The 15472-nt window shown below is 66.1% G+C and carries 11 protein-coding genes; 4 read left to right on the top strand and 7 right to left on the bottom strand.

What is annotated here, in order from left to right:
• Positions 1-68: 68 nt before the first annotated feature.
• Complete coding sequence (locus tag ACRYLO_RS18935) at positions 69-347, bottom strand: bacterioferritin-associated ferredoxin (protein WP_224922751.1); 279 nt, start codon at positions 345-347, stop codon at positions 69-71.
• A gap of 206 nt (positions 348-553) precedes the next feature.
• Here ACRYLO_RS18935 and ACRYLO_RS18930 point away from each other — a divergent pair, with 206 nt between their 5' ends.
• From ACRYLO_RS18930 to ACRYLO_RS18915, 4 genes are all read left to right on the top strand, one after another.
• Complete coding sequence (locus ACRYLO_RS18930; RefSeq protein ID WP_224922752.1) at positions 554-1402, top strand: chromate resistance protein ChrB domain-containing protein; 849 nt, start codon at positions 554-556, stop codon at positions 1400-1402.
• A complete protein-coding gene (gene chrA / locus ACRYLO_RS18925) occupies positions 1399-2802 on the top strand; it encodes a chromate efflux transporter (RefSeq protein WP_482661599.1) in 1404 nt (467 codons plus the stop codon). Before ACRYLO_RS18930 ends, chrA begins: the two co-directional genes overlap by 4 nt.
• Positions 2803-2827: 25 nt before the next feature.
• Positions 2828-3538 carry a superoxide dismutase gene (locus tag ACRYLO_RS18920; protein WP_482661598.1) on the top strand — a complete coding sequence of 237 codons (711 nt, stop codon included), beginning with the start codon at positions 2828-2830 and terminating at the stop codon, positions 3536-3538.
• 175 nt (positions 3539-3713) lie between these two features.
• The gene (locus tag ACRYLO_RS18915) at positions 3714-3914 is read left to right on the top strand and encodes a hypothetical protein (RefSeq protein WP_482661597.1); all 201 of its coding nucleotides are present in this window, start codon (positions 3714-3716) and stop codon (positions 3912-3914) included.
• Between the two features lie 437 nt (positions 3915-4351).
• Here ACRYLO_RS18915 and phoA read toward each other — a convergent pair whose 3' ends face one another.
• From phoA to ACRYLO_RS18885, 6 genes are all read right to left on the bottom strand, one after another.
• The gene (phoA, locus tag ACRYLO_RS18910; protein WP_482661596.1) at positions 4352-5758 is read right to left on the bottom strand and encodes an alkaline phosphatase; all 1407 of its coding nucleotides are present in this window, start codon (positions 5756-5758) and stop codon (positions 4352-4354) included.
• 124 nt (positions 5759-5882) lie between these two features.
• Positions 5883-8633, bottom strand: a complete 2751-nt coding sequence (locus tag ACRYLO_RS18905) for a TonB-dependent receptor (RefSeq protein WP_482661595.1) — start codon at positions 8631-8633, stop codon at positions 5883-5885.
• Between the two features lie 344 nt (positions 8634-8977).
• Positions 8978-9370 carry a DUF4280 domain-containing protein gene (locus tag ACRYLO_RS18900; protein ID WP_482661594.1) on the bottom strand — a complete coding sequence of 131 codons (393 nt, stop codon included), beginning with the start codon at positions 9368-9370 and terminating at the stop codon, positions 8978-8980.
• Positions 9371-9384: 14 nt separating this feature from the next.
• Positions 9385-10767: an ATP-binding protein gene (locus tag ACRYLO_RS18895; RefSeq protein WP_482661593.1), complete on the bottom strand. Its 1383-nt coding sequence runs from the start codon at positions 10765-10767 to the stop codon at positions 9385-9387.
• The gene (locus tag ACRYLO_RS18890; RefSeq protein WP_482661592.1) at positions 10764-14894 is read right to left on the bottom strand and encodes a contractile injection system tape measure protein; all 4131 of its coding nucleotides are present in this window, start codon (positions 14892-14894) and stop codon (positions 10764-10766) included. Before ACRYLO_RS18890 ends, ACRYLO_RS18895 begins: the two co-directional genes overlap by 4 nt.
• Entirely contained in the window at positions 14891-15457 is a 567-nt protein-coding gene (locus ACRYLO_RS18885; protein WP_482661591.1) for an eCIS core domain-containing protein, read from the bottom strand. The genes ACRYLO_RS18890 and ACRYLO_RS18885 overlap by 4 nt, the downstream gene beginning before the upstream one ends.
• Between the last annotated feature and the right edge of the window lie 15 nt (positions 15458-15472).

Genomic DNA, 15472 nt, shown 5'->3' with positions numbered 1-15472 from the left:
GGTCGCCGCCTCCCATGCTGGCCACTCGGGAGCGCGACCTAGGGGGGATACCGAATAGACGCTTTAACTCAGGACCTAGTCAATTCGACGATCGTGCTGAGCGGCACCTCGCGATGATCCGGAATGGCCGCAGCGGCGCGACGTGCCGGCAGCCCATCGTTGCCCAGACAATCTACAATGATATATGCGGGAGGAGCCGACTGGGGACGTTCGATCGCAGCTACACCAAACTGGCGGAAGCCACCCTTGGCACCGTCCCGGAACGTGCCGCCGATCTCGGCAACATCTGCAAGCGGACGGTCACTGATCGCCGCGACGAGGGTGTTGAGCCCAACATCGAAACACACACAGCCCCGCGCGCGCCCCGGCAAACGACGTCAACGCAGCCCGCCAAGGTCCACCAACGGCTGACCAAAAGCACTGATGATCTTCGAACAAGTCTCGCGTTGACATAGTCCAATCTCAGCTGCCAAATGGGGCACATGGGGATCGCGATCACCCCATGAGGCGAAAGGCTGAAGTATCGCGTCCTGCATATCTTAAGGGACGCGTCATGCCTGCGATAAACACCATATCACCCGGCAAGCTCGCCCGACTGATCGGAATGCCCAGCGCGCCGCTGGTCATCGACGTCCAGACACCGGAGGACTTCGCCGCCGATCCGCGCCTCGTGCCCGGGGCGGTTCGGCGGAGTCATGAAAATGTCGCCGACTGGGCTCCAGGACTAAAGGGACGCCGCGCAGTCGTCGTTTGCCAGAAGGGCCAGAAACTCAGCGAAGGCGTTGCCGCCTGGCTGCGGCACGAAGGGGTTGAAGCCGAATCGCTGGAGGGTGGAGCGCTTGCCTGGGCCGCGGCGGGGCTGCCGATGGTGCCCGAAGCAGTCTTGCCGCCGCGCGACCCCCAGGGACGGACGGTTTGGGTTACGCGGGCCCGGCCGAAGGTCGATCGCATCGCATGTCCCTGGCTGATCCGCCGGTTCGTCGATCCGGACGCAGTTTTCCTGTTCGTCAGCCCGCCCGAGGTCGCCGGTGTCGCTGATCGGTTCGCCGCGGCACCATTTGACGTCGAACATGACGGCGTCTTCTGGAGCCACGATGGAGAGCGCTGCACCTTCGACGTAATGGTCGATGGCTTTGGGCTGTCAGGCTTGCCCGCGCTGGCACATCTCGCCGTAATCGTCCGCGGCGCGGATACCGCGCGGCCAGATCTGATCCCCGAGGCGGCGGGGCTTGTTGCGGTGTCGCTGGGCCTGTCGCGTATGTTCATCGACGACCTCGAACAGCTCGACGCCGGAATGCTGGTCTATGACGCGCTCTACCGCTGGTGCCGCGATGCGACCAGGGAGACGCATGACTGGGTATCGCATCAGCCCAAGTCCTCGCGCCCCAAGGTGGAGGCATGAGCACGGCTGCTCTGGGGGCGATTCCCAGGACGATCCGGCCTGGCCCGGTTTCGATCGGCGAAGCGTTCTGGGTGTGGCTGCGGATCGCGGCGCTCTCGTTCGGTGGCCCCGCCGGCCAGATCGCGGTGATGCACCGGATATTGGTCGAAGAGAAACGCTGGATCGGCGAGCAGCGGTTCCTGCACGCACTCAACTATTGCATGCTGCTCCCCGGTCCGGAGGCGCAGCAACTCGCCACCTATATAGGCTGGCTGATGCACAAGACCCGCGGCGGGATCATCGCGGGCGGTTTGTTTGTCTTACCGGGCCTCGTCTCGATCATGGTGCTGAGCTGGATCTACGTACTCTACGGAAAGCTCGGTATCGTCGCGGCCCTGTTCTTCGGCCTCAAGGCGGCGGTGCTCGCGATCGTGCTGCAAGCCGTCGTGCGGATCAGCTCGCGCGCGCTCACGAACAACGTGATGCTGGCAATGGCGGCGGCCGCGTTCGTGCTGATCTTCTTCCTCGGCATGCCCTTCCCGATCATCGTGCTTGCCGCAGGCTTGATCGGCTATTTCGGCGGGCGTGCCGGACTGACGGTGTTCATGGTCGGCGGCGGACATGGCGCGTCGAAGGGCGAACTCGTCGAAGATGTCGATACCCTGCTGGGCGAGGAGCTGCCGGACCATGCTCGCGTGACGCCGCGCCAGGCATTCCGAACCGCGGCGGTGTGGCTGGCGCTGTGGCTGATCCCGGTCGCGGTGCTGCTGCTCTGGCTGGGACCCGACAATGTCTTCAGCCATATCGCGACCTTCTTCTCGACCATGGCCACGGTGACGTTTGGGGGCGCCTATGCGGTGCTCGCTTATGTCGCGCAGGAAGCAGTGCAATCCTATCGCTGGCTGCAGCCTGGCGAGATGCTCGACGGGCTCGGCATGGCCGAGACCACGCCGGGCCCGCTGATCATGGTGCTCCAGTTCGTCGGTTTCATGGGTGCCTATCGCGACCCTGGCATGCTGCATCCGATGATCGCAGGCACGCTTGGCGGCCTGCTCGCGACCTGGGTCACCTTCATCCCGTGCTTCCTGTGGATATTCGTGGGCGCGCCCTTCGTTGAGCGGCTGCGCGGCAACGCCGCGGTCGCAGGCGCTTTGTCGGCGATTACAGCGGCGGTGGTAGGCGTGATCCTCAACCTTGCAATCTGGTTCGCGATCCACACCATTTTCCGTGCCGTGCAGCCGTTCAAGGCAGGCCCAGTCCGGTTCGACATGCCGGTACTCGCGAGCGTCGATCTCTGGGCGCTTTTGCTCTCTGCGGCGGCGATCCTGGCGATGCTGCACTTCAAGGCCGGGACGATCCCGACGCTTTTCGCGACGTCCGCCGCCGGCGTGCTGCTCTATTTCACCGGCCTCATCCAATGAACCACCAGCTTGCAGGGAGCATCACATGCCCGACTCCAGAATTGACCGCCGCACTTTGCTCGCCACCGGCGCAACCCTCGGCGTCGGTGCGATGAGCGGCCTCGCCGGCCAAGCATCGGCCGCACCGTCGCCTGCCGCCGCCCGGAGTTTCACGCCCCAGCCGTTGCCGTTCAATCCCGCCTCGATCGCGGGCCTGTCCGAGAAGCTGCTCGTCAGCCATCACGACAATAATTATGTCGGCGCGGTGAAGCGGCTGAGTGCGATTGCGACCCAGTTCGCGAGCATCGACCCCGCGTCCGCGCCGGGATTCACGATCAACGGGCTCAAGCGCGAGGAGCTCATCGCATGGAATTCGATGATCCTTCACGAGCTCTATTTTTCCGGGTTCGGGACCCCCTCTGACCCAATCGAGCCGCTGTCGCAGACGATCGAGCAGAATTTCGGGAGCTTCGATCGCTGGGCTGCCGAATTTGCGGGCATGGGCAAGGCGCTGGGCGGCGGTTCGGGCTGGGTGCTGCTAACCTGGAGCCACCGCGACAAGTGCCTGGTGAACCAATGGGCGGCTGATCACACCATGACGCTGGCGGGTGGGACGCCGATCCTCGCGCTCGACATGTACGAGCATGCATATGCGATCGACTATGGCGCCAAGGCCGCCGCCTATGTCGATGCCTATATGAAGGTGATCGACTGGAGCGCGGCCAGCCGCAAGTTCTCGGCGCTAACTTCGGGCTGACATGGCGATCCATTCGCGCTTCCGGGCACCCTTCTCGCGACCGACCGGGCCGGTCGCGGTGCTGGGGCTGCTTGCCTGTGCCCCCCCCGGGATGGGCGCAATTCGCGCTCAGCCACATATCCTGTCTGGTCGCATACCCGGTGGCCGGTCAGCTGGGCGCGAAGACAGGATGGGCGTGGCTTTTGGTGCGACCGCATTCCTAGCGCTGTTGGGAACGGGATTTGCTGCTCTCGTCTGGCCGGCGCAGGATCCCGAGATCGTGAAGCACAGTCACGGCGAGCCAGCCGAAGATCCTCATCTAGCGGAGGGAGATCCCGAAGGTGAAACCCGCCTCAATTATGTGATCGACGACGAGCATCCCCGCTGGCCGGGCTGAGTCGCCCATTTGCCGCAGCCTAAGCCCCTCCCCGGCCCACCGCGACTGGCACGTTGTCCCAAGCTAGGGCACGAAGTCCGAGAAACTTGATGGTATGAATGATGGTACCAGATTTGCATTTCTGACGTTTGTTTAATAATATCAAATAGATATCGACGCATATCGGCTTCCGTAGGGGTCACCATAGGTTGCGATAGCCGCGCGCTATTGCCGGGCGACTCGAATCAGAACATCTTGATGATTTAGCGGATGGAAGCGCCCGGCGCGGCCACGGCATCGCTCAACGACGCGCCACGGTAGCTGTCCCCAGCGTCGCGACAGGGCCGACCCTGTGCCGGCTTGCTATTGACGCGTTGCGCCCATCGCGCCCTCTGCATGCATGCGCGCCATGGGCCGGGATCGGCCGATACCGCGACCGATCTCCAGCACCGCGCGGCTCACTTCAACCCAAGCGCGTCGCGGATGATGTAATGCAGGTCGGTCTGGTCGAGCAGGCCGCTGACATTCACCGCGCGCGGTCCATAGGCGGCGACCCGCAGCTGTCCGCCGGTATGGCCCTGCGACCCTTCCTCGGCCGTGCCGTAGTGCACCGTCATCACCCCGCCCTCACGCGTGTTGAGCGCGGCGGTCAGGCCGGGGGCGCGGCTGCCATTGCCGACAATCAGGCTGGTATGGGCATGGTCGGCGGTGACGATGACCAGCGTGTGGCCATCCGCGCGCGCAAATTCCAGGGCGGCCTGCACCGCCTCGTCCAGATCGACCGTCTCGCCGATCTGGCCGCACGGATTGGCGGCGTGATCCTGCTTGTCGATCGACGCGCCCTCAACCTGCAGGAAAAAGCCCTTCCTGTTGTCCTTGAGCAGCGCGATCGCCTTGCGCGTCATCGTCGCCAGCGTCGGGATTTGCGCGGTCCGCTCCGCATTGGGCTGGCAGGTGACGGCGGGCTTGTCGAGATTGCCGCGAACGCTGGCGCGCGGGCCGATCCAGCGCACCGGCATATTGCCCGGCGCGAACAGGCCGATCAGCGGCTCGCGCGGATCCGCCCGCGTGACCGCATCAAGCTCCGCTGCATCGCGCACGATGCGGAATCCGCGCGCCTGCGCCTGATCCATCAGCGTACGCCCGGCGAACTTGCCGGCCTTGGCACTCTCGGCAAAGCTTGCCGCGCCGCCGCCCAGGATCAGGTCCGGCCGCGTGTCGAGCAGCTGTTCGGTAATCGATCCCAGCCCGCCATTTTCAAGCGCATTGGTCGGGCAGGTCTTGCTCGTCGCCTCTGGCCCATAGCATCGGCGATGGGTGACATGCGCGACCAGTGCGGCCGGCGTTGCGTCCTGAATCTCGGCGGTGGAGACATTGCCGGTGGCGAGCCCGGCGCCCTTGGCAATCTGCAGCAGCGTGCGGTGCGGCTTGCCGTGGATGTCGACGCCGATCGCGCCGTTATAGCTTTTGACGCCGGACGCCCATGCGGTCGCGGTCGCGGCGCTGTCGGCGACATAATTGGGTTTCCCCGTTTCGCGCTCGAGCGAATAATGGGTCATCTGGCCGGTAAAGGGCAGCGCGTCGATGCCCTTGAAATAGCCCCCTGCCCCTTCCGCATAGTTGCGCGCGATCGTGATTTCGGAATCGCCCATGCCATCGCCGATCAGCAGGATGACGTTGCGCACCTGACCCTTGGCGAGAAGCTTGCGATAGGCGTCGCGCCGGTCATCCTCGACCCGGCGCGCGCCGCCCGGTTCGCGCGCATCCGCCTGTGCGCCCTGCGCCGGAGCGGGTGCGGATTCCTGCGCCAGCGCGGTCGGCGCGGTGAGGGCGAGCAGGGTGGCAAGGGCGAAGCGAGAAAGCATCGAGGGAACTCCGAACCAAACGGACCGACATGCCATGATGGCTGCCGGTCCGTGCGCTATCAATGGATTGTGACACTATCGCACCATGCGCCCCGCCGCCACGGCGACGGGGCGGACTGGCGCCTTAGAACTGGGCGCGCACGCCCAGGCTGATCCGGCTTCCCGAAAACTCATACGTGGTCGGGAAGGACGGATCCATCGTATAGCCAGTGGTCTTGGCATTGCCGATGTTGATGCCCTGCAGCTCGACGCGGAAATTGCGCGTCAGCTGATAGCTGGCGGCAAAATCGAACTGGCCATAGGCGTCGCGATAGACCGGATACATGTTCCGCTCGATCCGCTCCACATAGGCGCCCTTGCGGTTGTACGACACGCGCACCGACAGCGGCCCCTTGTCGTAGAAGACGGTCGCATTGTAGCTGGTGTCGGCGAGGCCGATCGGCGCGGTCGGGATGCCGAGCGAGGACTGGCCGGTCAACGAGCTGTCGAGGAAGGTCGCATTGGCGTTGACGCCGAACCCGTCGGCCCAGTCGGCGAACATGCCGAACGGGATGACGCCGTTCAGTTCGACGCCGCTGACCTTGTACGAACCGGCGGCATTGACCGGCTGATAAACGTCGAAGTCATAGATGCCATTGACCGTGCCATTGGCGTTGTAGACGGTCACGTCCTCGACCACGCCGGTCAGCTGGTTCTGCACCACGCCCTTGATCTTCTTCCAGAAATAGGAAGCGGACAGGATGCCGCCACCGCCGAGATATTTCTCGACGCCCACTTCCCACTGATCGGCATAGGTCGGCTTGAGGCCGGGGTTGCCGTCGGTGAAGCGGAAGTTGTTGTAGCTGGCGGTACGCTTATAGGCGAGGTCGCCCAGCGCCGGGCGGATCAGCGTCTGCGACGCGGCGGCGCGCAGGATCAGGCTGTCGGTCAGTTCGGCATGCACGTTGAACGACGGCAGGAATTTCTCATAGCTGCCCTCGCTTGCCACCGGCGCCGGGGTCAGGCCGGTGGTTCCGTTCGGATTCTGGATCTGATGGAACCCTTCCGAATGGATGTCGGTGCGCAGATAGCGGCCGCCCAGGTTGACGAACACCGGCACGCCCAGCTCGAATTCGAAATCGACCATGGCATAGCCAGCGAACGTTTTCTCCTGCACCTTGGCGTAGTTCGCATTGGCGAACGGCGTGACGAACCCGTCCGGGCGGAAGAAGCTGCGCGCATAGTCGTTCGAAATCTGCGCCCAGCTCAGGTCACGCGCCTGATATTCCTGGCCGCCAACCAGGTCGATGACATTGGTCAGCGGGCTGTCGCCCAGGCGGCGGACATTGACATAGGCGGTGCTGCCGCGCGTCGGGCCCTGGATCTTCTCCTCGCCATATTGACGCCGGTTGGTCTTGTCGGTGTAGCGGCCGCCGACATTGATGCGCTTGATGAACAGATCGTCGAAGCCGTAGCTCACATCGACCTGCGCGGCATATTTGTCGTCCTTCACCTCTTCGCGCGTCGTCTCATACGCCTCGAACAGGTAGCGCGTCGGCGCATTGTACATGTCGATCGTGTTGGGATTGGCGCTGGGGATCGTCTCGCCGCCGGTCTCGGTATAGCGCGTGCGCGACGGCGCATAGGCGACATGCTTGAGGTTGGCGTAATCGATCGTCCGCTTGGCACCCGAATAGCCGCCCAACGCGCTGATCTTCCAGTTTCCGGCTTCCCAGTTCATCTCGCCACCGAACTGGCGATAGTCGGTGTCGGTGAGATATTCCTTGCTCAGAAACTCATGCTGGGTGTTGGTGTAGGATACGTCGCGCAGTACGACGATGCCGCTGTCGCTGAGCGTGGTCGCGTCGAATTCGTGGATGGTTTCCAGCGTCGAATTGCTCGATGCCGAATAGCCGGCGGCATCGTATTCGTCCTCGACCGTGTCGTACGAACCGATGAAGGCGTCGAGCGCGATGCTGAACGTCGCGCTCGGCTTGTACTGGAGCGAGCCGGAGATGCCGAGCCGGTCCTGGTCATTCTGGTACACGCGGTCGCCGACCTTATCGAGGAAGACGATCTTGTTCTTCATCGCATCGGTAAAGGTGATGCCGGCGTCGCGCTGCAGCACCGAGATCGCCTGATTGCGGTAGACCGTGCCGCTACGGTCGGTCCAGCGCGCGATCGGGCGGAAGTTGATGCCCGAATTCGAATCGGTGCGGTTGGTGCGCTGCTGCTTGGCGACCGAAACCAGCACGCCGAAATCGCCAAAGGTGTTGCTGGCGAGGAACGAGAAGTTCGGGTCGACCTTTTGCGAGATCGAGTTGTACGCGCCTTCGACGCTGCCAACCAAGCGCAGGCCCGAATAATCGAACGGGCGCGCGGTGCGGATCGAAACCGAACCGGCGATGCCGCCTTCTTCATCGGCGGCGGTCGGCGACTTCTGCACCGTGACCGACTGGATCAGTTCGGATGCGAAGATATCGAATTCGACGTCGCGCCCGCCCGATCCCGATGCGGTCGCCAGCTTGTTGATCGACACAAAGGTGAACTCGGTCGGCAGGCCACGCACATTGACGCGGGTGCCAAGGCCCTTTTCGCGTTCGATGGTGACGCCGGGGACGCGCTGCAGCGCTTCGGACAGATTCTGCTCGGGGAAGTCGGCAATGTCGGTGGCGACGATCGAGTCGGAAAAGCCGACCGTCTCGCGCTTCATGTCGATCGCTTCTTCAAGGCTGCGGCGATAGCCGGAGATGACGACCTCTTCATCGACAACGGTGTCATCCGCCGCAACAGGCGCGGTGGTCTGGGCAGCGGCCGGAACAGCCGTCAGCGCGGCCAGCGCGACCCCGACGAGAAGCTGGCCCGTGCGATCGAGCCGTTTGAATGTGCAACGCATACATGGTCCCCTTTGTGACGATGATCCGCCGCGCGCGCCATCTTTGGCACCCGCGCGACGACGCATCCCGGCCCTTCACAGGACCAGAATTGTGATGATTGGCGGCGATTCTGCTTTATTGTTCTGGCACGCGGCAGCCCGTCGGCTTCAGCGCGCCAGCCTCTCCCGACCGAATAAGGGCATCGCTGCGCAAACAGCCGCAATGATGGGCGAATTGCCCGCTAGATGATCACTGCCGCCCCCTTCGACGTAGCACGCAGGTGGCGAACACTTGTTACGCGCGCGTGACGCATCGCCGATAATGTTGCCGATATAACATCTGCCAGCGCACGGCTGCGCCCGTGTCACGGCACGGTGACGGTCATCTGCGCGGGCTGGGTGACGCTGATCTGTCCGGCCCATGCGCACATGAGCTTGCAGCTGGTATCGAGCGCGGGAAGGTTGGCGATCGTGACGGTCGGTGTCCCCGGCTCCCACGGCGCGACGATCACCGGCAGGCAGGGGGCGGGGGTCGGGGTGCCCAGCGCGGCGGCGGTGGCGGCGATGACTGCAGGATTGGCCTCGCTGCTGCACATGCCGAAAGGCGGGATGTTGAGCACCGGCACGTTGTCCATGATCGTGCCCGCGGGAAGATTGCACGCCGTCACCCGGTTGACCGGCAACACGACGAAACTGGACGGCGCCACCCCGAAACTACACTGCAGCATCGCGCCCGACGTCACCATCGGCGTCGACATAGTCGCCTCCCTCGCTAGCCGCCCCGGCGGCTGACATATTGCCCATCTTTCTGCTTTTCCCGCCGAATCCCCTCGATCAGGTCATGCGGCTGCACCACCCCATCCCGCCGCCGAATGACGCTGAGGCAGGCATGACGCAGCACATTGATAATCGCCCCACCCGCCAGTTCATGGCGCTGCGCCAGATCGTCAAAGTCGATATCGGGGGAAATGCGGAAGCGATCGCTGACGAAACAGTCGCGCCACAATCGCGCGCGCGCGGCGGCGTCCGGCATCGGGAAGCGGATCGCCGACTGAAAGCGCCGCGCGAACGCCTCGTCGAGATAGTCATGCTGGTTGGTCGCCAGGATCGCGAGGCCGGAATAATCCTCCAGCCGTTGCAGCAGATAGGCGATCTGCTGGTTGGCGGCACGATCGTTTGCCGAGCTGGCATCGGTGCGCTTGCCGAACAGCGCATCCGCCTCGTCAAAGAACAGGATCCAGTTGCGGTCCTCCGCCTGATCGAACAGGCTGGCGAGGTTCTTCTCGGTCTCGCCAATCCATTTTGACACCACGCGCGACAGATCGACGCGATAGACGGGCAGGCCATGACGCTTGCCCAGCAGGCTGGCGGTCAGCGTCTTGCCGGTGCCGGGACCGCCATGGAACAGGCAGCGAAAGCCGGGCTTCAGCCGCTGGCCGAGCCCCCAATCCTGCATCAGCGTCTGGCCATGCGCGATCCAGGCACCGATCAGTTCGACCTGCTCCATCGTCCGCGCGTCAAGCACCAGATCCTGCCAGTCGAGCGGCGTGGCGATGCGCGTCGCAGGGAAATTGGGACCGGGCACCGGTGCATAGTCCGCGCCGCGCAGCAGCTGATGCAGCGCCGGTTCAGACAGCCGCAGCAACGCCGATAGCGGCGGTTCGTCGGGGTGGCGATGATCGGTCTGGAGCAAACCGCTGCGCACCAGCGGACGGTCGCGTCCGAACAGCGGCTCCAGCGCGATGCGCAGTCGCCGGTCGTCGCCTGCGAGCAGGAACATCGCCGTCTCTGCGGTGGGCAGAAATCCCGCATGGGTCTGCCCGGTTACGCCCCCGAATTCGGTAAAGCGGCGCCCGGTTGCCTGATTGGTCAGCAGAAAGGAATCGAGCACGGCCGGCGCGACATAGGGGGCCAGCGCGAGGACAAGAATTAGACGCTCCTCGTGCGAGAGGCCGAGCGCACGCAGCTGACCGGCATAGGCACCACCCGCCCGGTCAAGCGGCGGCGGCCCCGGCGGCGTACCGCCCTCCGCGTCACCGCCATAGGCGGCAAAGCGCGCCGCCATCACGGCTTCCAGCCACGCCAGCTCGGCATCGATCACCGCCGCATTGGCGGCCCCGTCGGGGAAGTCCGGCGCAAGGGAATGCGCGGTCACCATGCCACATGCACCGCTTCGTTCATCCAGCGGTGGTAGACGATCGCGATACTCCACGGAATCCGATCCACCAGCACATCCAGTGCCTTGCGCTGAACCACCAGATTCCACCGGTCCGCGCCATGCGTCAGACGCGCCTCGCGCTGAAGAAAGGTTTCGCGCAGCGCGGCGGGAGAGGCGCTGCCGAGGATCGTCCAGCTGCCGATCACGGCGGCAATCAGCCCGTCGCATATGGCGATGTCCGCTTCGCTTGGCTCGATCGCGGCGGCGACCGGCTGCGCGCTGGCCAGGCCGCACAGCAATTTGTTGAGCACCAGCTCTGGCTCGGGCGCGTCGCACCGCCCATCGACCAGATATTGCAACAGGTGAACCCCGCGCGACATCGCCGTGGCATCAACGATGCGCGGCCCCTGGTCGGTGTCGGTCAGCAGGCCCAGCCGATCGAACAGCGTCGGCAAATAGGGGCTGAACAGCACCAGTCCGGCATTGCCGATGAAGATGGCGTCGTCCGGTTCGGGCAGCATGATCGCATCCTCCGCATCCGCATCGCGGATCAGCGGTGACGATAGGCGCGTCTGCGGCGGTGCGGCAACCGGTGGATCGGGCGGCGCAGCGCGGCGCAGTGCCGCCGCCGCCGCGCGATGCCCGCCATTCTGCGCCAGCCGCACCGCGTCGCGCCGCAACCGTTCGGCACGCTCGGGATCGCCATGGGCGAGTCGCTCGACCAGCAGCGCCGCGCCGGCCACGGGGGAAGGCACATCGGGCCCGGCAACCAGATCGAGCAGCATCGACCAGAGCTGAACCGGGTCCGGCGCCGGCGTGCCGAACGTCGCATTCCGCCGCACCGCAATGCCAAGCATCGTCGCCGTGTCGAGCCATAGCTGCGCCCCAGACACCAACAGCCGCACCAGCCGCGCCAGCGCCGCGACCGGGAGCAGCGCGGCCCAGCGTGCCCGCGCACGTGGCTCGCCCCGCCGCGCGTCGATCCAGGCGCACAGCTGCGGATCGTCGCGGTCGGCGAGCTGCGCGAAATGGCGGATCAACGCCGTGCGCTCAGCCGCATTTGCGGTGCCGCCGTCCAGCCAGGCGCACAGGCGCGCGACGTCGATCGGCTCTGGACCGGGGACCGCAGGCGGTGCTGCTACCCCGTCCGCCTGCGGCTCCGCCGGCGGATCGGCAAGCAGCGCCAGATCGGGCTCCTTCCCCGCCAGAACGTTAGCCGCCACCCGGGTCAGCGCGAGCAGTCGGTCGCGCGGAGTGAGCCGGTCGAGCGCCGCTGCCAGCGCCCCGCGCGGGCGGATCGCCCAGGGGATCAGGCGCTCGAACAGCGCCATGTGCAGCGGCGGGTCCGATGCCTGCACCACCCGCCACAGCCGGGCAAAGCCGCGGTCGCCGAACAGCGCAATCAGCTCAGCATAGGTCGCCTGCGGCAGCTCGGTCAGCGCCGCGGCCACCCCTTCGGCATCTGCCGACCACCACGGCGTCGTGCCATGATCAAGCCAATGGTCCAGCAGCGCGATCCGGTCCAGCCTTCGCCCCGCCGCCCCCGGCAGCGCGGCAAAGGCCGGCGTCTGACCGTTCAGCAGGTCGGCAACCATCGCCTGCCATTGTGCGGTATCGACGACGCCCATCGCATCGGCCCAGCGCGCGGCACGCTCGCCCAGGCCGGGGGCGAGACACTCGACCACTTCGTCCGGGGTGAGCCAATGCAACAGCCGCTCAATCATCGCCGGAAGATGCGCCGGGGCGCTGCGCGCCTGACGCCGGATCGCCAGCGCCAGCCACTGCGGATCGGCGGCGAGGATCGCGGCCAGCCCGCGTCCAGCCGCGCGCGGGGCCCCGCCGCGCAGATATTGGTCGATCGCGCGTCGGGGCTCGCTTGCGGATGGTGAGGGTGGATCGCCAAGCGTCATGACAGCAGCGATATCGGTGGCGCGTTGCCCGCTGTACCGCGCCACGCCCTGCACCATCGCCTCGACAAAGGCCGCCGCGTCAAACGCTCCGCCGCCCGGTCGCGCCTGCCACCGCATCGCCAAGGTCCACAGCAACCGCTCGTACGCAACTGGATCGAGGTCGAGCAGTGCGGTGTCGCGGTGGCGGGCGGCGAAGCGCTGCAGCACCGCCTCCATCGCGCTCGCCCCATGCGGATCGACCGCCGCGAGCAGTTGCGCCAGCGCCGGCGGACCGAGCCGCGCCGCCAGCCGGTTCAGACGTACGGCATCGCGCGCCAGCGTGAGGATCGATGCACGCAGCGACGCCGCGCTGGCACCGGCGTCGAGCAGGCGGATCAGCGCTTCGATGGCGTCGTCCGGCCTGTCCGGCTCGGCCAGCATCCGGTGCAATTCCGCCGCTTCCACACCACCGCGCGCCGCGACCTCCGCCAGCACTGCGTTCAACCACGCCCGCCGGTCAAACCGCCGCTCAGGTGCGCGCAACAGCCAGCCGAGCCCCGCAGCGCGCACCCATGCGATCAGCTCGGCCCGCGCGGCAAATGCCAGGGGCAGGACGGCCAGGTCCGCGATCAGCGCCAGCATCTTCCTCGCACTCGCCGGGCGCAGATGGCGCAGCAACCGCGCGAAAATCGGCGCGGGCAGGTGGCGCACCCGCGTCAGCAACGCCTCGGGATCCTGCGCATGACGCGTCAACGCCCGCACCAGCGCGGCCATATCGCCCGAGCGCGCCGCACTCCGCACCGCATCGTCGGACATTGGGTCGAGCACATCCCGCCCGGCCTGATCGACCAGCTCAGCCAGCACCGCCGGCAGCGACCCACGCAGTCCTTGACGGGTGCGCAGCCGCGCCACCGCGTCGGCAAACAGGCTCAGCATCTCGCGGTAGCCGATCTGCGCGCGCGCCGCTTCCTGCGCGATCAGAAAGGCGAGGAACTGGCGGCGATTGAACTGCGTGCCGGGATCGCGGACGAGATAGGCGAGCGTCAGCACGCGCAGGGCCGGTTCGAACCCGTCGAACTTCAGGTCTGGATCGGCGCGGTGGACCCATGCCAGATCGTCGAGCATGGCGAGGATCAGCGCCGCATTGGCCGGATCCAGCCGTTCGATCAGCCCCAAAAACTGTGCGGCGGACAGGCGATCGACCAGTGCCGCCAGCGCGGTGCGGTCGCCCGCACTGCGCCGCACCCACGCCAGCAGCGCTGCGTACGCTCCCGCGCGCGCCGCCGCGATCGCCGCGTCGAGGCCCGTGTCCGCGAACGCCTGCTCCTCGCCTCGCGCTTCCTCCATCTCGGCGAGCAGCTCCGCCAGACTCTGCGGCAGCGAGCCACCAAGTCCCTGATGCAGGCGCAGCGCCGCAACCGCATCGCCGAGCAGCCGCAGCAACAGGGAATAATCGACCCCCATCGCCCGCGCCTCCCGCTGCAGCAGATGCGCGAGAAAGCGCCGACGGTTGAACTGCGTGCCCGGGTCGCGCAACAGGAATTCCAGCGTCGCGATGCGCAGCACCCGCTCCAGCTCCGGTTCGCGGAGCGCGGCAGGGATCGGCTCGGGCGGGTCGCGATGCACGCGCACGATATCGCCGAGCAGCGCCAGGATCACGCGCGCATCGCCTGGCGCGAGCAGCGCCAGCAATGCTTCGAACCCGTCCGGTCCGACCTGAAGCACCAGCCGCTCCAGTGCATGCCGGTCACGCGCGCGGCGTACCAGGAGGCGGGTCAGTGCCTCGGGCTGTTCGGCGATCAGCCAGCGCAACCGTGCCGCAGCATCGAACCCGGCGTCGCGCCGCGCGACGGGCAGCCGTCCCGAGCGCAGAAACTGGTCGAAATCCTCGACCCACATCGCTGCGGGGTCGACCAGCCGCGCTGCATCCGACGGGCTGAACCGCCCGGCGTGCAGCGCCTGCACCAGAGCATCGCTCAACGCATGCTCGAACGCGGTCAGCGCATCCTCCTCCAGATGGTCCGGTCGTACGCTGCCCAGATCGAGGTCGAGCCGCGCAATCCGCAGATGCTGGTCTGGCGGGCCGAGCATATCGCACACGCGCTCGATCACCGCCGGCAGCTTCTCCCATGCCAGCCGCTCGATGCGCGCGCGCAGACCCAATGCCAGGTCGAGATCGGCGACCGACGCGGTAAAGTGCAACCGCTCGACCCGATGCGGTGCGCGCGCGATCACTTCGAGCTCCGGCTCGCTGCGCTGACGGTGTTCGATCCCAGCTGCACGGCGCGCGCACCCGTCACATCGGCTTCGCGCTCCAGATGCCGGTCGTCATTGATCGCGACCCCCTGCGCCATCTGCATCGTCGGGCGAACCTGACCGCGCGCCTGCTGGACGACATGCCACGCCTCATGCGGCACCTGATGGGCCTGGCCGGGCGCGACATGAATATCGCTGCCCTGCGCATAGGCATGGGCGTTGAGCTGAGCGGGTTTTGACGAATTATAATGCACCCGCACATGATCCAGCGACATGCCAGACAGCGTTTCGACGCCTGTCTTGACCGGATCGGGCAGGCCGGTGCGATTCGCCACCCGCTGTACCGGCTTTTTCTTCTCGGCCATCTGGAGCTGCTTCTTCTTCGGGGCGAGCTGGGTCGGCTTCTTCTTCTTCGCGACCGGTTGCGCCAGCTGCTTCTTTGGGGCGAGCTGCGCCAGCTTCTTCTTCGGGACCAGTTGCGCCGGCCGGGCGGTGCCCCCGGTGCGGATGGTCGAACGCTGTTGCATCGTCTGCTGGGCCATATCGTCCTCCGGTCG

Source organism: Sphingomonas sp. SDUR79 (genome assembly GCF_056821745.1).
The sequence above is the reverse complement of the archived record's forward strand: the minus strand, read 5'-3'. Positions and strand labels throughout refer to the sequence as shown.